The sequence below is a fragment of the Methylobacterium sp. SyP6R genome (assembly GCF_019216885.1).
Classification (GTDB): Bacteria; Pseudomonadota; Alphaproteobacteria; order Rhizobiales; family Beijerinckiaceae; genus Methylobacterium.
Genome location: NZ_JAAQRC020000001.1, coordinates 4,065,464 through 4,083,365, shown reverse-complemented (window position 1 = coordinate 4,083,365; position 17,902 = coordinate 4,065,464). Strand labels below are relative to the sequence as shown.

The following is a 17,902-nucleotide window of genomic DNA, read 5'->3' as shown; positions in this document are numbered from 1 at the left end:
GATTGCGGAAGGGCGGCCCCGCGGGGCCGCCCTCTTCTTCAGTTCGGCCAGAGCGCCAGAAGCGTCCGGAGCGCCGCCACGAAGGCGAGCGGCTGGTCGACCATCACGTGGTGATAGGCCTCCGGCAGGTCGATCCGGGGCGAGCCCGGCGGCAGCAGGCCCTGCACGTAGGCCGCATCGGCCGGCCGCATCAGGTCCGAGCGGGCACCGGTGACGAGCGCCAGCGGACAGCGGGCTCCTTTCACCATCGCGGCCCGGTCCGGCAGGGCGAGGCGGGCCCAGAGCGACGGGTCGAAGCGCCAGGTCCAGCCGCCCGCCACCTCTTTCAGCGATTCCCGGGCGATCAGATCGGCGATGTAGAGCGCGTCGCAGGGCTGCATCGGCGCGAAGCGGAACCGCGCCAAAGCCGCCTCCAGGGTCGGGTAGATCCGATGGGCTGCGTAGCGCCCGTCCTCGCGCCGGCGGCCGGTGCGGCGCTCGGGGGAGAAGATCGGCGGATCGACGATCACCGCGCCGCGCCAGCGTCCGGATTCCCGTCCCGCCTCGGTCAGCATCGGGAAGCAGCCGAAGGAATGCCCCACCATCACCGGCATCCCGGCGTCGAACAGCCTGGTGCCTTTCGCCACCGCCTCGATCTCGTCGGCGAAGGTGTCGAGGTCGTACGTCTCGCGCCAGTCCGAGCCGCCCATGCCCGACCAGGACAGGGCCGCGACCCGGTAGCCGTCCGCGAGATAAGGCGCGATGAAGCGCCACCAGCCCGCATGGGCCCCGTTGCCGTGCAGCAGCATCAGCCCCGGTCGCCCGCGTTCCCCCCATGCGAAGGTCTCGAGGCGCGCGCCCTTCACCGTCACGCGGCCGATCTCGGGGGCGGCGGCGACGGCGTCCCGGAACCAGTCGGGGGCCGGCGGAGACTCGCCCTCCAGGTGGCCGAGGGGGGCGGAGAGGTTCGGGTCGGGGGGCAGCTGGTCGGTCACGGCCGCGATGATGCGGCGCGGCCGGACGCCGTGTCAATCGGGATTGGAAGAACCAGTATGGACCTTGGTTGGTCTGATGGACGCTTCCATTCGAAAATCCGGTGTCTCACAGCCGGATGAACCCGCGCCGCCTCGCCCAGGTCGCGAACAGGCCCGGCCAGGCCGCCGCGGGCGACCCCGGCACGCCGAGGTTGAAGCCGTGGCCGCCGCGCTCGAACAGGTGCATCTCCACCGGCACCTCGACGGCCCGCAAAGCCGAGAACATCAGGAGGGAGTTGTCGACGACCGCGATCGGATCGTCGGCGGCCTGGGCCAGGAAGGTCGGCGGGGTCTCGGGCGGCACGCGGGTCTCGACCGAGTAGGTCTCGGTGGCGATCCGGGTCGGGCTGTCGCCGACGAGGACGCGGCGGCTCGAGGTACGGTCGAACGGGGGTTTGAGGGTGATGACCGGGTAGATCAGCGCCGCGACGTCGGGCCGGGCGGAGACCGCATCGTCCTCGTCCACGGGCTTGTAGAGCGGCGCGGTGAAGCGGGTGCTGGCCGCGCCCATGAGGTGGCCGCCGGCGGAGAAGCCCATCACCCCGACGCGGTTCGGCTCGTAGCCGTAGCGCCGGGCCCGCGCCCGCACCAGCCGCGTCGCCCGCAGGGCGTCCTGGATCGGCGCGTCGGCCCCTGCCGCCCAGCCCTCGCCGGGCAGGCGGTAGACCAGCGCGAAGGCGGTGACGCCGAGGCTGTTGAGCCAGCGCCCGACCGGCACCGCCTCGTGGCCGAGATCGATGCGACGGTAGCCGCCGCCGGCGGCGATCACCATCGCGCTCCCGGTCGACCGCGCCGGGCGCATCACCAGCAGGCAGGGCTCGGCGACGCCGGTGACCACGCCCTCGCGGCTCTCGTCGAAGCGCGGCCCGTCCGGACCGGGCCCGCCGCCCCCCGGCGGCCTGCCGGGCCAGAGCGGCATCACCTCCAGGGTGGCGCCGGGCGCGGTCTCCGGCGGTGCGTCGTGCCCCAAGGGTGTCTCCCGGGGTTTGTCCTGGCCCGCAGGCCGCTCCTGCGCGGCGGCGGGCGCGAGGGCGAGGGCGGCCGTTCCCGTGAGCAACGTCCTGCGATGCAGCGCCATGCCGACCGTCCGATACGCCCGAAGGACCCGACCCCTATCCCGAAGACCCATGCCCCAAAGCGCGCGAGGCCAAGGCTCGCCGGCCGCGGGACGACCCCTCGTCCACCCTGCATAAGCCAAGCTGCCGATAATGCACGGCGGAAAAGTACCGGGCCGAAAAGTACCGGGCACGCCCTGGGACACGATCCCTGGCGATGCGACGCGCCCGTCTCAGGGATGATCCGGCCCGTGCGCGTCTCAAGGGTGAGCGCCGGTGCGCTCCAGGAGCGCGACGTAGAAGCCGTCGGTGCCGGTCCGCTCCGGGCTCATCTGGATGCCGTGGGCGGTGCGGCGGACCTTGGCGGCGACCGCGTCGGGCAGGTCGAGGGGCCGGGGCGCGATGTCGTCGCGCCGGCCTGCGAGCCCGGCCACGGCCGCGTCGTTCTCCTCCGGCAGGAGCGAGCAGGTGATGTACACGATCCGCCCGCCCGGCCGCACCAGCCGCGCGGCGCGGTCGAGGACCGCTTCCTGCTCGGCGACCCGCGTCGCGAGGCTGCCGGGGCGCAGGCGCCACTTGGCATCCGGGTTGCGCCGCCAGGTGCCCGAGCCGGTGCAGGGCGCATCGACGAGGACGAGGTCGGCGGTGCCGTCGAGGTCGGTCAGCACGTCCGGGCGCCCTTTTCCGCCGCGCGGCGTGCGTATCTCGGCCGTGGCGCCGGCCCGGCGCAGGCGCTCGTGGATCGGCGCGAGGCGGCGCGGATCGCCGTCGGTGGCGATCAGCCGGCCCGCGTTGTTCATCAGGGCGGCGAGCGCCAGGGTCTTTCCGCCGCCGCCGGCGCAGAGGTCGATCACGGTCATGCCGGCATCCGCCCCGGAGAGGCGGGCGGCGAGCTGCGAGCCCTCGTCCTGGATCTCGAACCAGCCGTCCAGGAATTCCGGCTCGACGTGGAGCGCCGGCCCGCGGCCGTCCTCGCCCAGCGGCACCCGCAGGCCGTCCGGCGAGAGCGGCGTCGGCTCGGGCGCGAGATGGGCCAGCGCCTCGGCGGTGCCCTGGCGGGTCGCCTTCAGGGTGTTGACCCGGATGTCGAGGGGTGCACGGCGGGCGAGCGCTCGCAATTCGGGCAGGAGATCGTCGCCGAGCGCTGCCGCCAGCGACGGCACCACCCATTCGGGCACGTCGCCGGCGACGTGGACCGGAGCGTCATTGAGCGTCCCGGTCTCGAGCCTCGTCCGCTCGGCCTCGGTGAGGGGGGCGGGCGCGAAGCGCTCGCCGGTGAACAGACCGGCGACCGTCTGGGCCGCGAGGCCGCGCTGGAGCCGCAGCGAGCCGATCAGCGCGGCGCGGGGCGTCTCCTCGCCCATGATCCAGGCGGCGGAGGCGCGCCGGCGCAAGGCATCGTAGACCAGGGTGGCGATGGTGGCCCGGTCGCCGGAGCCGGCGAAGCGGTGGGCGAGGCCCCAATCCTTCAGGGCATCGGCCACCGGGCGGCGGCGCTCGGCGATATCGGCCAGGACCTCGATGGCGGCGGAGAGACGGGCGCCGGGGGTCATCGCGAAACCGCCACGCTTGTGCCGCGGGACCGGCTCATCCCGGCCAAGCTTTCGGCTAGGCGCGTCCCGACACCTTGACCGTTCCACCCGCAGAGCCGGAGTTCCGCTCGCATGATCCGTCGTCCCATCCCGTCCGCCCTCGCCGTGAGTCTCGCCGGCCTGATCGCCCTGGCGGCCGGCGCCTGCGCCACCGCCCCGGCGGCGCCCGCCGTCGACCTCACCCCGCCGCCGCCCCGGCCCTACGATGCCAAGACGCAGCTCGAATACGGCAGCCCGCCGCCGCGGGCCCCGCGCTACTGAGTGCCCTCGCGAAACTCCCGCCGCGCCGACGCCGCCTCGGCGCGCGACGACGGTGATCGGGAGTTTCGTGAAAGACACGGATGGCCCCCTTACCCTCCTCGCGCCGGGATGGCGAGAAGCCGGCTTCAAGCGACGAGAATCCTGACGGCGAAGATCCCCCACATCGCCATCAGGACGATCGCCCCGGCCAAAAACGCCTGGAAGCGCCGGATCACCACGTTGCCGGTGACGTAGATCCCCGCATGGACGATCCGGGTCAGCACGAACAGCCAGGCGAGGCCGACGAAGAGGTGATCGGCCTTGCCCGTCGCGAGCGCGAACCCGGTCAGGACGTAGAACAGCACCGGCAATTCGAACTGGTTGGCGAAGGCGTTCGAGACCTGCTGCACCGGCGCCGGCCAGGTGCGCTCGCCGAGCGAGATGTCCTTAAGCGTCACGGCGCCGGCCCGCGCCGCGGCAAAGCGTGCCCGCCCGGTCCAGAGCAGCAGGAGAAGGGTCAGCAGGACCTGGACGAAGACGGGGGCGAGAACGGCTTTCGGGCTCATGGGGTCCTGTGGGATTTGTTGAGCGTTTGCGATCTTTGTTCGAGAGGCCTGCGTCGGATCGCGTGGTAAAGACACCCCGACTTGCGACCTCATCCTCAGGTGCGACCGGAGGGAGCCTCGAAGGAGGGCTCCAGGGATCTCTGAGGTGTCTGGAGCCCTCCTCCGAGGCCGCTGCGCGGCATCTCAGGATGAGGTCGCGGGTGGGACATTCTCGACGCCGCGGCCGTGCGGGATGCACCCGCTTCTCCGCTTCAGCCCTCGGCCCCAAATCCCCCCATCCGCCCCCTTTCGCAACCGCCCCGGCGACGCTACATGGGGTCGGCGGGGCTGCGGTTCTCGTCAGGAGACAATATCCCCGGGGCCTTATCGACTCCCTCGGGAGCTGTCACTGCCCTGGTCCGTGGACCGGGGCATAACGGCGCCCACCTACTTCGTAGGTTTCCCGGGATCGATTCTCCAACGGCTCTCGTGGCTCCGCGCTGGACTGACATGACGACGGACGTTTCCCCCGCCTCCCCGGACAAGGCCGCGTTGCGGAACGCCGCCCTCGCGCGGCGGGACGGGCTGGCGGTCGAGGCCCGCGAGGACGCCTCCCGCCGCATCGCCGAGACGGTCCTGTCCCTCCCCGAGATCGCGCAGGCCGACGTGGTCTCGGCCTATTGGCCGATCCGCAGCGAGGTCGACGTGCGGCCGCTGATCGCGCGTTTGCGCGCCCGCGGACAGGCCGTGGCCCTGCCGCAAGTCACGCCCGACGGGCTGGTGTTCCGCCTCACGGCCGAGGGCGACGCGCTTAGCCCCGGCGGTTTCGGCCTGAGCGAGCCCGGGCCCGATGCGCGGATCGTCGATCCCCGCGTGCTGCTGGTGCCGCTCGCGGCCTTCGACCGGCGCGGACACCGCATCGGCTACGGCAAGGGCTATTACGACCGGGCGCTGGCCCGCCTCGACGTGCCGGTCCGTGCGCTCGCCATCGGCATCGCGTTTTCCGCCCAGGAAACCCCCTTCGTGCCGGACGGCCCGCACGACCGGCCCCTCGACGCCATCGTGACCGAGGCGGGCCTGATCCACCCCACCGGAGACTGAACCCCGCCATGCGCCTCCTCTTTCTCGGCGACATCGTCGGCAGGCCGGGCCGCCTGGCGGTGAGCGAGCGCCTGCCGGCCTTGCGCGAGCGCTGGCGCCTCGATTGCGTGGTGATCAACGGCGAGAACGCCGCCGGCGGCTTCGGCATCACCGAGAGCATCTGCGACGAATTGATCAATGCCGGCGCCGACGCGGTGACGCTCGGCAACCACTCCTTCGACCAGCGCGAGGCGATGGTGTTCATCGCCCGCCAGCCCCGGCTGGTGCGCCCGGCGAACTACCCGCCCGGCACGCCGGGCCGCGGCGCCACGGTGGTCGAGACGCGGGCGGGCGCCCGGGTCCTCGTCGTCAACGTGATGGGCCGGATCTTCCTCGATCCGCTCGACGATCCCTTCGCGGCGGCCGAGCGCGAATTGTCGGCCTGCCCGTTGCGCGACGCCGCCGACGCGGTGATCGTCGACGTCCATGCCGAGGCGACGAGCGAGAAGGAAGCCTTCGGCTGGTTCCTCGACGGGCGTGCGAGCCTCGTCGTCGGCACCCACACCCACGTCCCGACCGCCGACCACCGCATCCTGCCGGGCGGCACCGCCTACATGTCGGATGTCGGCATGTGCGGCGACTACGATTCGGTCCTCGGCATGCAGAAGGACGAGCCGGTCCGCCGCTTCCTGCAGAAGACCCCGGGCAGCCGGCTCGAAGCCGCGACCGGCGAGGGCACGCTCTGCGGCATCGCGGTCGAGACCGACGATGCCACCGGCCTCGCCCGGCGGGTGAGCCCGGTGCGCCTCGGGCCGCATCTCGAGGAAACCTGGCCGCGGCACTGGGATTGAAAACCCCCGGGACGCCGGCTCGGGCCGGCTTGATCGGCCAAGCCGCACCCGGCACAGTGCCGGCGGCCCCCGCCACGCGAGGCAGGGGATGGCCCCGCGACAGTGAGTACGGCCCGCGATGGCGGCGAGCGCAGCGTCCCCTCCCCTGACATCGCCGCGGATCTACCTCATCCGCATGGCGGTGTTCCTGACGCTGGCCGGCTTCCTGGCCTTCGTGCTCTATCGCCAGATCGTGCCGGCCTTCATGGCCAATCCGGGCCTCAACGGCCTGATCCTCGGCGCGACCTCGATCGCCATCATCATGGCGTTCGGGCAGGTGCAGCGCCTCTTCCGCGAGGTGCGCTTCGCCAACCGGACCGCCACCGGCGCCGCCGATCCCGGCAGCCCCCGGGTGCTCGGCGCCCTGGTGCCGGCGCTCCAGGAGGCGCGGGCCGGCCGGCCGCACCCGCAAGGGCAGTTCCAGCCGCTCCTCGACAGCGTGGCGTCGCGGCTCGACGAGGGGCGCGAGATCCTGCGCTACATCGGCGGCCTCCTGATCCTGCTCGGCCTCTTGGGCACCTTCTGGGGCCTGATCGACACGCTCTCGGCGGTCGGCGGCGTGATCCGCTCGATGCGGGCGGGCGGCGGCGACGCGGCGGTGATGTTCGACGAATTGAAGAGCGGCCTCGCGGTGCCGTTGTCGGGAATAGGCCTCGCCTTCTCGGCCTCGCTGTTCGGCCTCGCCGGCTCCCTCGTGATCGGCTTCCTCGACCTCCAGGCGGGGCAGGCCCACAACCGGTTCTACAACGAACTCGAAGACTGGCTCGTCACCGCCGCGGGCCCGGCGCCGGCGCCCGTTCCGGTCCCCGTCACGGTGCCGGCATCGGCCGCGCTCGCTAGCGCCCCGCCGCGCCCACCCGAGCCCGCCCCGAAGGGCGACGCGGTGCTGAAGGACATCGCCGACGCGATGACGCGGCTCGGCACCCTGGTCGGCGACAGCACGGCGCATGGCCGCGCCAGCACCCAGGCGATGGCGAACCTCGCCGAGGGCATCCAGGGCCTCGTCCAGCACATGCGGGCCGAGCAGCAGATGATCCGCGACTGGGTCGAGGCGCAGGCCAACCGCGAGCGCGAGCTGAAGCAGGTGCTCGACCGCCTCGCCCGGGAGAAGGTCGAGTGAGAGACGAAGGTGGAGTGAGACCCTGATGGCCGGCCGCCTCGTCCGGCGCGACCGCGCCCTCAATGTCTGGCCCGGCTACGTCGATGCGCTGACGACGCTGCTGCTCTCGGTCGTCTTCCTGCTCACCATCTTCGTCACCGGCCAGTTCTTCCTGTCGCAGGAATTGTCGGGCCGCGACACGGTGCTGGAACGGCTGAACCGCCAGATCTCCGAGCTGACCGACCTCCTGGCGCTGGAGCGCTCCGGCAAGCGTGCGCTGGAGGACAGCGCCGCGGGACTTCGGGCGAACCTGCAAGGGTCGGAAGCCGAGCGCCGACGGCTGCAGGATCTGCTCGCCGGCGGCCAGGGCGCGGAAGGCAAGGCGGCGGAACTCGGCCGCCAGCTCGATGCCGAGAAGGGCGCCACCACCCGCGCCCTCAGCCAGGTCGATCTCCTGAACCAGCAGATCTCCGCGATGCGCCAGCAGCTCGCAGCGTTGGAGGATGCGCTCGCGGCGTCCGAGACCCGCGACCGCGAGAGCCAGGCCCGCATCGCCGATCTCGGCAGCCGCCTCAACGTGGCTTTGGCGCAGCGCGTGCAGGAACTGGCGCGCTACCGCTCGGACTTCTTCGGGCGCCTGCGCCAGATCCTCGGCAACCGCCCCGACATCCGCATCGTCGGCGACCGCTTCGTGCTGCAATCCGAGGTGCTGTTCTCCGCCGGCCAGGCGGTGCTCAAGCCCGAGGCCGGGCCGGAGATCGACCGGATCGCCAGCGCCATCCTGGAGCTCAACCGCCAGATCCCGGCCGACATCCCGTGGGTGCTGCGGGTCGACGGCCATACCGATGCGCGGCCGATCAACTCCTCGCAATTCCCGTCGAACTGGGCGCTGTCGGCGGCCCGCGCCATCGCGGTGGTGCAGTACCTCGTGGGCAAGGGCATCCCGCCCCAGCGCCTGCTCGCCGGCGCCTTCGGCGAGTTCCAGCCCCTCGACACCGGGACGAGCGAGGAGGCCTATGCCCGCAACCGTCGGATCGAGATGAAGCTGACGGAGCGGTGACAGGATTATCCCGACGGTCGTTGAAAACGACCATTGGTCCCGTTCTCGGATTTTCGCCAAGCCTCCGGCTTGGTGTCGAAGATTCGAGATGGGCCAAACGCCCGAGGCGTCAGCATCTCGGGCCGTTGGTATTACGGCTCACGCTGCAACGCGATCTGCATCCTCCTCCCATCCGCGGCCTCATCCTGAGGTGCGACTGAAAGGAGCCTCGAAGGAGGGATCCAGAAGTCTCAGGGCTAACTGGAGCCCCCTTCGAGATCAGTCCATCTCCGATGGAGCGCGATCTCCGGTCGCCAACACCTCAGGATCAGGTCGAGGGATGGGGGAAGGACCTACCGGAACGGGCGAGGCGCCTCGCATACGGCTTCCGATCGATCGCTTCGCGATGCGGAAACCGGCTTCGCTCAGGCGTGTGAAGCCTACGGCTTCACCGCGCGGGCCTGGTGATACGGCGTCCGGAAGGAATCTTCGGAAGCCGTATCATACGATTTCCGACTGATCGCTTCGCGATGCGGAAATCGGCTTCGCTCACGCGCCGCGCGGGCTGGTGATACGAAATCCGGAAGTGTTCTTCCGGATTTCGTATCACACCTCCGCCACCTGCCGCTCCCCCGCCAGGTCGACCCCGGCACCGAACTGCAATGCCGCCAGCTGGGCGTAGAGCCCGCCACGCGCCAGTAGCGCGTCGTGGGTGCCCTCCTCGGCGATGCGGCCGTCCTCCAGCACCAGGATGCGGTCGGCGGCCCGGATGGTGGCGAGGCGATGGGCGATGACCAGGGTGGTGCGGCCCTTCATCAGCACGTCGAGGGCGGCCTGGACCGCCCGCTCGCTCTCGGCGTCGAGCGCCGAGGTCGCCTCGTCGAGGAGCAGGACCGGGGCATCCTTGAGGATCGCCCGGGCGATGGCGATGCGCTGCCGCTGGCCGCCCGAGAGCGTGACGCCGCGCTCGCCGACATGGGTCGCGTAACCCTGCGGCAGGGCGCGGATGAAACCGTCGGCATGGGCCTGGGTCGCTGCGCGCTCCACCTCGGCCTGGTCCGCCTCGGGCCGGCCGTAGCGGATGTTGTCGAGGATGCTGCCGCTGAACACGACCGGGTCCTGCGGCACCAGGGCCATGCGGGCGCGCAAGGCCTCGGGCTCGACCGCGTCGACCGGCACGCCGTCGATCCGCACCTCGCCGGATTCCGGATCGTAGAAGCGCAGGAGCAGTTGCAGCACCGTGCTTTTGCCGGCGCCCGACGGCCCGACGAGGGCCACGCGCTCGCCCGGCGCCGCCGTGAAGCTGAGATCGTGGAGCGCCGCGTGCTCGGGCCGGGTCGGGTAATGGAAGCGCACATGCTCGAAGGCGATCTCGCCGCGCGGCGGCACCGGCAGGGCGCGGGGCCGGTCCGGCGCGGCGATGACCGGCACGGTGTCGAGGATCTCGCCCAGGCGTTCGGCGGCACCGGCGGCGAGCGTCAACTCGCCGTAGACCTCCGAGAGCTGGCCGAGCGCACTCGCGCCGAACACCGCGTAGAGCACGAATTGCGACAATTGCCCGGCCGAGATCGTGCCGGCGGCCACCCCTTGCGCGCCGTACCACAGCACGCCGACGACGCTGGCCGAGATCAGGAAGATCGCCACGCCCGTGAGCAGCGCCCGCGCCCGGGCCGAGCCGCGCGAGGCCAGGAACGCCTCCTCGGACGCCGCGGCGAAGCGGGCGGCGGTGGCCGGCGCCATGCCGAAGGCCTGCATGGTGCGCACCGCCCCCACCGCCTCGGTGGCGAAGGCCGAGGCGTCGGCGAGCCGGTCCTGCGCGGCCCGCGAGCGGCGTCGCACGCCGCGGCCCGACAGGATCAGCGGGAAGACGATGAGCGGGATCGCCGCCAGCACCAGCACCGAGAGCCGGGGGCTGGTCCAGACCATCATCCCGACCGCGCCGGCGAACAGGAACAGGTTGCGCAGCAGGATCGAGAGCGAGACCCCGAAGACCGACTTCACCTGGGCGGCGTCCGCGGTCAGGCGCGAGACCAGCTCGCCGCTGCGCGCCCGGTCGAAGAAGGCGGGATCGAGGGTGGTGAGGCGGGAGAACACGGCGGCGCGCAAATCCGCCACCACCCGCTCGCCGAGCGTCACGACGCAGTAGTAGCGGGCGGCGCTGGCGACGGCGAGGACCGCCACCACCCCGATCAGGCCGCCGAAATAGGCGTCGATCATCCCGACCTCGCCGTGAGCGAAGCCGAGATCGACCACCCGGCGCACCGCCACCGGCACCGTCAGGGTCGCGCCCGAGGCGGCGACGAGCGCCACGATCGCGGCGCCGATCCGGCCCTTGTAGCGCGCCGCGAAGGGAATGAGGGGCTTCAGGGCCCCGAGGGAGGCGCGGGGACGGGCGGTGTCGTTACGTGCCATCTGAACTGTCGTGCTGTCCGGGGTGCCGGCGCTTGTTTGGCGCACGGAGGTGAGGTATAGGCCGCCGCTCATCCGATTACGCGCGATCAATGGCCGCGGCCCGAAGCGGAGCGTTCGGCGCGGGTCGCACTCTAGGAATTCGTCATGGCAAAGCAAGCAGCCCCCGCCGCCAAGCAGGCGGTCCCCGCCGGCAAGTCGGTCGCGACCCCCAAGGTGGCCCGCACGGCGACCGAGCACCCGGACTACCACTTCATCAAGGTGGTGCTGACCGACGGCAGCTCGTTCATGACGCGCTCCACCTACGGTAAGGAGGGCGACACCCTCAACCTCGACATCGACCCGAACACGCACCCGGCTTGGACCGGCGGCGAGCAGAAGCTGCTGGACCGCGGCGGTCGCCTGTCCCGCTTCAACTCGCGCTTCGCCGGTATCTCGTTCACCAAGAAGTAAGCAGCGGCATCGTTCGCACGAAAAAAGCCCCGGCCTCGCGGTCGGGGCTTTTTTCGTGCCCGGATCTCCCGGGTTTTTCGCCGCACCGGGCACCGGGGAGGGGCGCGCCCTCCCCCCTGCACCGGCCTTCAGCCGAAGGCCACGCGCAGCATGTCGTGCTGGGCGAAGACCGGGCTCACCCGAGGCTCCGGGGTCGGGCGGTCGTCGGAGATCAAGCGATCGAGGTGGACGATGCGGGCATGCAGGCGCTTCGACTGCGCGATCAGGGCCTGAAGCGACAGCGGCAGTTCGGCGATCAGGACCGGGCCGCTCTCGTTCGGCTCGGTGGTGGAAAGGCGAACCCGGGTCTTCTCCTCGGCGGCCTCGCTCAGGCTCAGCTCGCCCTCGGACACGGCGCGCTGCACCAGGAGCCAGGACGCGATCTGCATCAGCCGGGTTGTGAGCCGCATGCTCTCGCTGGCATAGGTCAGGGCGGCGTGGCGGGCGAGCAGGCGCGATTCGTCGCGGCCGGGACCGTCGAGATAGGCCGCCGTCTCCTCCACCAGGGTCATTCCCTCGCGAAACAGCATCTTGAAGCTCTCGGAGGCCACGAAGGTCTCGCCGAACCGCACGGTGGGCTGCTCGTCCCGAAACATCACGTCCATCACGCCCATGATCCCTCCTGTGCCACCGCGACGCCGGTCCCGCTTCGTTACGGGACATTCACGGTGCGCTCGGGCTGTCTGGCGCAACGATAGCGCCATGACGCGGATCGCGCGCCGTCAACGATTGATTAACCTTAACGTCAACGCGGGCAGGGGATGGACGATCCCGGGGAAAGCGGGAAAATCGCGGAGAACGGCGGCAAGGGAGCGGAAAAAAGAAAGCCGCCCACGGGGGGCGGCTGAAAGAGTCGTACAGGGAGGCATCAAACAGAGTGGACAGAGACCACTCGACATCCAGAAAGCTGGACCGCCTTGGTTATCGCCTGGAAGGCTTAAAAAATGGTTAACGCTGGCGGGGCGAGACCGGAAAAGCGGTGCCGGCGCAGGCGGCTGGAGCCTTTCCCGACGACGTGGAGACCGGTTCGTCGCGGGCGATGCGGCAACCTCAAGGGCCTCGAGGAGCGCCCGAATCCGGCCTGCTGCGACAGGAGCGAGGCTCGGCGGGACAAGAACGAGGCGCCGCACATCCTCTCTCCCCGCGGGCGGCAGAGCTGTCCGGGTCGAATTTCGGTCCGGATGCATGCCCTGCCGCGCCGGCGGTGATTCCGGAGCAGTTCGGCGGTCGAGACACGATCTCGAGTCAGCACCGCCTCGTCCTGCGCGTCCGCAGCCAGGAGCGGATGCGTTCCCGCCGCCGACCCCTTCCATCCGTCCCTCCCGTTCCGGGAAAAGGACGAACGACGCCCGGCGCGGCAAACCGGCCGAAGCCTGGGTGGCCCTTGGCCGCCCGCAGGGGGAAGGGAGCCCGCGTCCCGGACAAGCCTAGATTTGTGGTCGACGGCGATGAAACGTGCTGCGGCGCGTCCTACAACCGCCGCAACGCCACGCTCTCGATGCGATGGCTCGCGCCCTTGGCGAGGATCAGGCTGGCGCGCTGGCGCGTCGGCACGATGTTGTCGCGCAGGTTCAGGAGGTTGATGCGGTTCCACAACCCGTCGGCGATGACCAGCGCCTCCTCCTCGCTGATCTCCGCATACTTGCGGAAATACGACAGCGGATCGCGGAAGGCGGTATGGCGCAGGCGCAGGAAGCGGTTGACGTACCAGCGGTGCAGGTCTTCCTCGTGGGCGTCGAGATAGACCGAGAAGTCGAAGAAGTCCGAGACGAACGGGATCGCGGTGCCGTCGCGCGGCAGGCGCGCGGGCTGCAGCACGTTCAGCCCCTCGACGATCAGGATGTCGGGCCGGTCGACCACCGTGGTCTCCCCCGGCACCACGTCGTAGACGAGGTGGGAATAGAGCGGCGCGGCGACGTGGCGCTTGCCGGCCTTGATGTCGGCGAGGAAGCGCAACAGCTTCGGGGAGTCGTAGCTCTCCGGAAAGCCCTTGCGCTCCATCAGGCCGAGGCGGTTCAGCTCGGCATTGGGCAGCAGGAACCCGTCGGTGGTGACGAGGTCGACCTTCGGGGTGTTGGGCCAGCGGGCGAGCAAAGCCTTCAGCACCCGGGCGGTGGTCGACTTGCCGACCGCGACCGAGCCGGCGACCCCGATGATGTAGGGCACCTTCACCTCGCGCTCGGCGAGGAGGAAGCGCTGGGTCGCCTTGAACAGCCCCTGCGTCGCCGCGACGTAGAGCGAGAGCAGCCGCGACAGCGGCAGGTAGATCGCGATGACCTCTTCCAGCGAGATCGGGTCGTTGAGCGATTGCAGCCGCATCACGTCGTCGGCCGTGAGGGTGAGCGGCGTGTCGGCACGTAAATGCGCCCATTCCTCGCGGGCGAAGACCCGGTAGGGCGAGAGGTGGTCGGTCGCCTCGTCGAGGCTCGCCGCCAGTTCCGCCGCGCCGAGGGTCGGGGGCATGCTGGCTCCGTCGATGCCGGCCTCGTTCATGCCGGCCTCCTTGCCGCCTTCTCGGCGATGCCGCTCTGGGCCGTGCGCCGCTCCAGTTCCGCCATCACCGCCTCCAGCGGCACCTCGGCGGCCCTGAGAACCACCAGCAGGTGGTAGAGCACGTCCGCCGCCTCCGCCGTCAGCCCGTCGCGGTCGCCCTGCACCGCGGCGATCGCGGCCTCGACCGCCTCCTCGCCGAGCTTCTTCGCCGGCCGGGCCGGCCCGCCGGCGACGAGCTTGGCGGTGTAGGATTCCTCCGGCGCGGCCGCGGCGCGCTCGCGGACGATGCGGTCGAGGTCGGCGAGGGTGAAGGCGGTCATGCGGCTGCCATAGATGTCTCCGGGTGAACCCTGGGGCCGGCCGTGCCGGATGGTCAAGCGGCTTGCCCGACGAAGTCCCGCGATGATTGCCGACGATCAGGGCGTCGGATCGAGCCGCATGGCGAGGCCGGCCGCCGCCATGTGGGCCTTGGCCTCCGCCACGGTGTGCTGGCCGAAATGGAAGATCGAGGCGGCGAGCACCGCGCTCGCCCCGCCGTCGCGCACGCCGGCCACGAGGTCGTCGAGGCCGCCGACGCCGCCCGACGCGATCACCGGCACGTTCACCGCGTCGCTGATCGCCCGGGTGAGCCCGATATCGTAGCCGGAGCGCATCCCGTCCCGGTCCATCGAGGTGACGAGCAATTCGCCCGCCCCCTTCCCGGCCACGAGCCGGGCGAAGTCGATCGCGTCGATCCCGGTGGGCTTGCGCCCGCCATGGGTGAAGATCTCCCAGCGGGCGGGCTCACCCTCGCCGGAGACGCGCTTGGCGTCGATCGCCACCACGATGCATTGCGCGCCGAACTTTTCCGCCGCGCGTGCCACGAGGTCCGGGTCGTTCACCGCCGCGGTGTTGATCGAGACCTTGTCGGCCCCGGCGAGCAGCAGGGTGCGGATGTCCTCGACCTTGCGCACCCCGCCGCCGACGGTGAGCGGCATGAAGCAGGCCTCCGCCGTGCGGCTCACCGCGTCGAGCAGGATGCCGCGGGCCTCGTGACTCGCCGTGATGTCGAGGAAGCAGAGCTCGTCGGCGCCTGCGCGGTCATAGGCCTTGGCGGCCTCGACCGGATCGCCGGCATCGCGCAGTTCGAGGAACTGGACGCCCTTGACGACGCGGCCGTCCTTGACATCGAGGCAGGGGATGATGCGGGTCTTGAGCACGGGCGCCGTTTCAGGAGTTCGAGTCGATGGGGAAGTCGCGCGTGAGCATCTCGGCGCGCGTGTAGGGACATGTCTCGGGAAAGGTCCGCAGCGGGAGACCGGTCTCCCGCGCGGCATCGACCCGCGCGCCGCGATAGGCGCGGGCCATCGCGTCGTCGAGCCGGCTTTTCAGGCCGGGGCTGTCGGCGAGAATGTCGGCCGCCTCGTCGCGCTGGTCGCGGATCGACAGTGCCCAGCTTCTCGTCTGCCGCGCCGGCTGGTGGTCGAATTTCAGCATATGCAGCAATACGACCCGCCAGGCGCTGACGAGGCTCCTCAGTTCGGAGCGCCCCAAGCTCTCGATCTCCTCCGCCAGATGCTCGCGGTCGAGAGCGGAGAGGTCACCGGCGCGCAAGGCTGCGGCCTGCTCCATCGCCCAGCCGTAGATGTCGTCGGCATAAGCCGTTGCCGGGCACAAGGTCGATCGCGCCGGCTCCGGCTTGGATTTACGGGTCACGGCTGTCACGTCGTCACACGCCTTTCGGAAAGCCGTCGCCATCCTATCACGCGGCAAACTCGTCCGCCTCAACCTGCCCGGGCGCCTGCCGTCCGCGCGATGGCGATCGGCGCCTGCATCGAGTCGATCCGGCCGTCCTTGACGTCGAGGCAGGGGATGATGCGGGTCTTGCGCACGGGATGCTGGCTCTACTCGTAGAGGAAGGGGAGTGACATCGCCTCGTCGCGCGTGAAGGGACAGTCGATCGGAAATATTGCCGGAGCGAAGCCGGTCTCACGGATCGCATCGTGCCGCGCCTGCAGATAGGCGCGCTCGAATGCTTCGTCGAGACGCGACTTCAAGCTCGGGTTGTCGGCGATCGTCAGGCTCACATGCTTGCGATGTGTCGAGATCGAGACGGCCCAACTCGCGCAGCGATGGCTCGGCTGATGGTGCCACTTGAGCATGTGAAGCTGGACCAGCGCGTAGAAGCTGACGAGGCGATTGAACTCAGAGCGGCCCAAGCTCTCGATCTCCTCGGCCAGGTTCTCACGGTCGAGCACTGACAGGTTGCCGGTGCGCAGAGCGGCGGCCTGCTCCATCGCCCAGCCGTAGATATCGTCGGCATAGGCGGTCATCGGCAGCGGGGGAGCTGGCCGAGCAGGAGCCGGCTTGGGTTTACGGGTCGCGGCGGTCACGTCGTCTCACGCCTCTGGATAAGCCGTCCCGATCCTATCACGAGCCGGCTCCATCCGCCTCACGCAGCCGGCAGGCTCTTTGTCCTCAAGCGCCTTTGCCCTGCGCCGCCTTCGCCCGCGCGATGGCAGCCAGTGCCTCCTTCGGGTCGATCCGGCCGTCATAGAGGGCGCGGCCCGTGATGGCGCCGGCGAGCCCCGCGCAATCGGGCTCCAGGATGCGGTGCACGTCCTCGATCGAGGCCAGCCCGCCCGAGGCGATGACCGGGATCTTCACCGCTTGCGCCAGCGCCAGCGTCATCGGGATGTTGAGGCCCTTGAGGATGCCGTCGCGGGCGATGTCGGTGTAGATGATCGCGGCGACGCCGGCATCCTCGAAGCGGCGGCCCAGCTCCTCCGCCGTCACCGTCGAGGTCTTGGCCCAGCCCTCGACCGCGACACGCCCGTCCTTGGCGTCGATGCCGACCGCGATCTTGCCGGGGAAGCGGCGGGCCGCCTCGCGCACGAAGGTCGGGTCCTTCACGGCGGCGGTGCCGATGATGACCCGGCTGACGCCCTTGGCGAGCCAGCCCTCGACGGTGCGCATCTCACGGATGCCGCCGCCGAGCTGCACCGGAATCGTGACCGCGGCCAGGATCGCGTCGACCGCAGCCGCGTTCATCGGCGCGCCCGCGAAGGCGCCGTCGAGGTCGACCACGTGGAGCCAGGAGAAACCCTGCTCCTGGAACGTCCCGGCTTGCGCCGCCGGATCGTCGCTGAAGACGATGGCCTGCGCCATGTCGCCCTGCACGAGGCGGACGCAGCGCCCTTCCTTGAGATCGATGGCCGGAAACAGGATCACGCGTCGTCACCGCAAGGCTTGAGGATGGGGAAAGCAGCGCCGTCAGGGGCGCCAGCGCAGGAAGTTGCCGATCAGCCGCAGCCCGAGGGTCTGGCTCTTCTCGGGATGGAACTGGGTGCCGGCGACGGTGCCGCGGGCCACCATGGCGGTGACCGGGCCGCCGTAATCGGCGGTGGCGACCACGTCGCCGGGTTCCGCGGGCACGAGCGCGTAGCTGTGCACGAAATAGGCGTGCAGGCCCTCGCCGCCGGTCGGGATGCCGTCGAGCAGCGGGTGGGCGTGGCGCACCTCCAGGGTGTTCCAGCCCATATGCGGCACCTTCAGGCCGGGATCGGACGGCGTGATCGGCGCCACGTCGCCCGGGATCCAGCCGAGGCCGGGGGTGACCTCGTATTCGAGGCCGCGGCTCGCCAGCAGCTGCATGCCGACGCAGATGCCGAGGAACGGCCGGCCGCGGCCCTGCGCCGCCTCGGTCATCGCCTCGACCATGCCGGAGACCGCGTCCAGGCCGCGCCGGCAATCGGCATAGGCGCCGACGCCCGGCAGCACGACCCGGTCGGCGGCGGCCACCACGGCGGGATCGGAGGTGACGACGATGCGGGACTCGGTTCCGGTCTCGCGGGCGGCGCGCTCGAAGGCCTTGGCGGCCGAGTGCAGGTTGCCCGAGCCGTAATCGATGATGGCGACGGTGTCCGCGCTCAACGGAGTTCCTCCCGGGTCGCGGTCGCGATGGTGAAAAGGGTGC

At 70.8% G+C, this 17,902-nt stretch carries 19 protein-coding genes and 1 other RNA gene; 7 read left to right on the top strand and 13 right to left on the bottom strand.

Annotated elements, in window-relative coordinates; genetic code table 11:
• Positions 1–38: 38 nt before the first annotated feature.
• The 3 genes from HBB12_RS18790 to HBB12_RS18780 all read right to left on the bottom strand — a co-directional run bounded on the left by HBB12_RS18790 (position 39) and on the right by HBB12_RS18780 (position 3,621).
• On the bottom strand, positions 39–974 hold the full coding sequence (locus HBB12_RS18790) for an alpha/beta fold hydrolase (RefSeq protein WP_236990736.1): 936 nt from the start codon (positions 972–974) through the stop codon (positions 39–41).
• A gap of 106 nt (positions 975–1,080) precedes the next feature.
• On the bottom strand, positions 1,081–2,091 hold the full coding sequence (locus tag HBB12_RS18785; RefSeq protein WP_236990735.1) for an alpha/beta hydrolase: 1,011 nt from the start codon (positions 2,089–2,091) through the stop codon (positions 1,081–1,083).
• A 237-nt stretch (positions 2,092–2,328) separates the two neighbouring features.
• Complete coding sequence (locus HBB12_RS18780) at positions 2,329–3,621, bottom strand: RsmB/NOP family class I SAM-dependent RNA methyltransferase (RefSeq protein WP_236990734.1); 1,293 nt, start codon at positions 3,619–3,621, stop codon at positions 2,329–2,331.
• A gap of 111 nt (positions 3,622–3,732) precedes the next feature.
• On the opposite strand from HBB12_RS18780, the gene HBB12_RS18775 reads away from it, so the two are divergent.
• Entirely contained in the window at positions 3,733–3,921 is a 189-nt protein-coding gene (locus HBB12_RS18775) for a hypothetical protein (RefSeq protein ID WP_236990733.1), read from the top strand.
• 125 nt (positions 3,922–4,046) lie between these two features.
• Here the strand turns inward: HBB12_RS18775 and HBB12_RS18770 are convergent, their stop codons facing one another.
• Positions 4,047–4,466, bottom strand: coding sequence for an MAPEG family protein (locus tag HBB12_RS18770; RefSeq protein WP_236990732.1), 420 nt, complete (start codon positions 4,464–4,466; stop codon positions 4,047–4,049).
• A 321-nt stretch (positions 4,467–4,787) separates the two neighbouring features.
• Here HBB12_RS18770 and ssrS point away from each other — a divergent pair.
• The 5 genes from ssrS (at position 4,788) to HBB12_RS18745 (ending at position 8,574) form a co-directional block, all read left to right on the top strand.
• Positions 4,788–4,945: non-coding RNA, 6S RNA (gene ssrS, locus HBB12_RS18765), on the top strand.
• A 10-nt stretch (positions 4,946–4,955) separates the two neighbouring features.
• Positions 4,956–5,546: a 5-formyltetrahydrofolate cyclo-ligase gene (locus HBB12_RS18760; protein WP_236990731.1), complete on the top strand. Its 591-nt coding sequence runs from the start codon at positions 4,956–4,958 to the stop codon at positions 5,544–5,546.
• An 8-nt stretch (positions 5,547–5,554) separates the two neighbouring features.
• Positions 5,555–6,376, top strand: a complete 822-nt coding sequence (locus tag HBB12_RS18755; RefSeq protein WP_203154019.1) for a TIGR00282 family metallophosphoesterase — start codon at positions 5,555–5,557, stop codon at positions 6,374–6,376.
• 118 nt (positions 6,377–6,494) lie between these two features.
• A complete protein-coding gene (locus tag HBB12_RS18750; protein ID WP_236990730.1) occupies positions 6,495–7,535 on the top strand; it encodes a MotA/TolQ/ExbB proton channel family protein in 1,041 nt (346 codons plus the stop codon).
• A gap of 25 nt (positions 7,536–7,560) precedes the next feature.
• On the top strand, positions 7,561–8,574 hold the full coding sequence (locus tag HBB12_RS18745; RefSeq protein WP_236990729.1) for a peptidoglycan -binding protein: 1,014 nt from the start codon (positions 7,561–7,563) through the stop codon (positions 8,572–8,574).
• Positions 8,575–9,159: 585 nt separating this feature from the next.
• On the opposite strand, the gene HBB12_RS18740 is transcribed toward HBB12_RS18745, so the two are convergent.
• A complete protein-coding gene (locus HBB12_RS18740; RefSeq protein WP_236990728.1) occupies positions 9,160–10,965 on the bottom strand; it encodes an ABC transporter transmembrane domain-containing protein in 1,806 nt (601 codons plus the stop codon).
• Positions 10,966–11,178: 213 nt separating this feature from the next.
• Between HBB12_RS18740 and rpmE the strand changes: the two genes are divergently transcribed.
• Entirely contained in the window at positions 11,179–11,415 is a 237-nt protein-coding gene (gene rpmE / locus HBB12_RS18735) for a 50S ribosomal protein L31 (protein WP_236992830.1), read from the top strand.
• 128 nt (positions 11,416–11,543) lie between these two features.
• Here rpmE and rcdA read toward each other — a convergent pair whose 3' ends face one another.
• The 8 genes from rcdA to hisH form a co-directional block, all read right to left on the bottom strand.
• The gene (rcdA, locus tag HBB12_RS18730) at positions 11,544–12,068 is read right to left on the bottom strand and encodes a protease adaptor protein RcdA (RefSeq protein ID WP_236990727.1); all 525 of its coding nucleotides are present in this window, start codon (positions 12,066–12,068) and stop codon (positions 11,544–11,546) included.
• An 856-nt stretch (positions 12,069–12,924) separates the two neighbouring features.
• Positions 12,925–13,917 (bottom strand): type I pantothenate kinase, encoded by a 993-nt coding sequence (gene coaA / locus HBB12_RS18725; protein ID WP_236992829.1) that lies wholly within the window; start codon positions 13,915–13,917, stop codon positions 12,925–12,927.
• Between the two features lie 26 nt (positions 13,918–13,943).
• Positions 13,944–14,267, bottom strand: coding sequence for a phosphoribosyl-ATP diphosphatase (locus HBB12_RS18720; protein WP_236990726.1), 324 nt, complete (start codon positions 14,265–14,267; stop codon positions 13,944–13,946).
• 96 nt (positions 14,268–14,363) lie between these two features.
• A complete protein-coding gene (gene hisF, locus HBB12_RS18715) occupies positions 14,364–15,146 on the bottom strand; it encodes an imidazole glycerol phosphate synthase subunit HisF (RefSeq protein ID WP_203158668.1) in 783 nt (260 codons plus the stop codon).
• Between the two features lie 10 nt (positions 15,147–15,156).
• Positions 15,157–15,684, bottom strand: coding sequence for a DUF29 domain-containing protein (locus tag HBB12_RS18710; RefSeq protein WP_236990725.1), 528 nt, complete (start codon positions 15,682–15,684; stop codon positions 15,157–15,159).
• A 146-nt stretch (positions 15,685–15,830) separates the two neighbouring features.
• Positions 15,831–16,319 carry a DUF29 domain-containing protein gene (locus tag HBB12_RS18705; RefSeq protein WP_236990724.1) on the bottom strand — a complete coding sequence of 163 codons (489 nt, stop codon included), beginning with the start codon at positions 16,317–16,319 and terminating at the stop codon, positions 15,831–15,833.
• An 85-nt stretch (positions 16,320–16,404) separates the two neighbouring features.
• Entirely contained in the window at positions 16,405–17,157 is a 753-nt protein-coding gene (gene hisA, locus HBB12_RS18700) for a 1-(5-phosphoribosyl)-5-[(5-phosphoribosylamino)methylideneamino]imidazole-4-carboxamide isomerase (RefSeq protein ID WP_236990723.1), read from the bottom strand.
• Positions 17,158–17,199: 42 nt separating this feature from the next.
• On the bottom strand, positions 17,200–17,859 hold the full coding sequence (gene hisH, locus HBB12_RS18695) for an imidazole glycerol phosphate synthase subunit HisH (protein WP_236990722.1): 660 nt from the start codon (positions 17,857–17,859) through the stop codon (positions 17,200–17,202).
• Positions 17,860–17,902 lie beyond the last annotated feature (43 nt).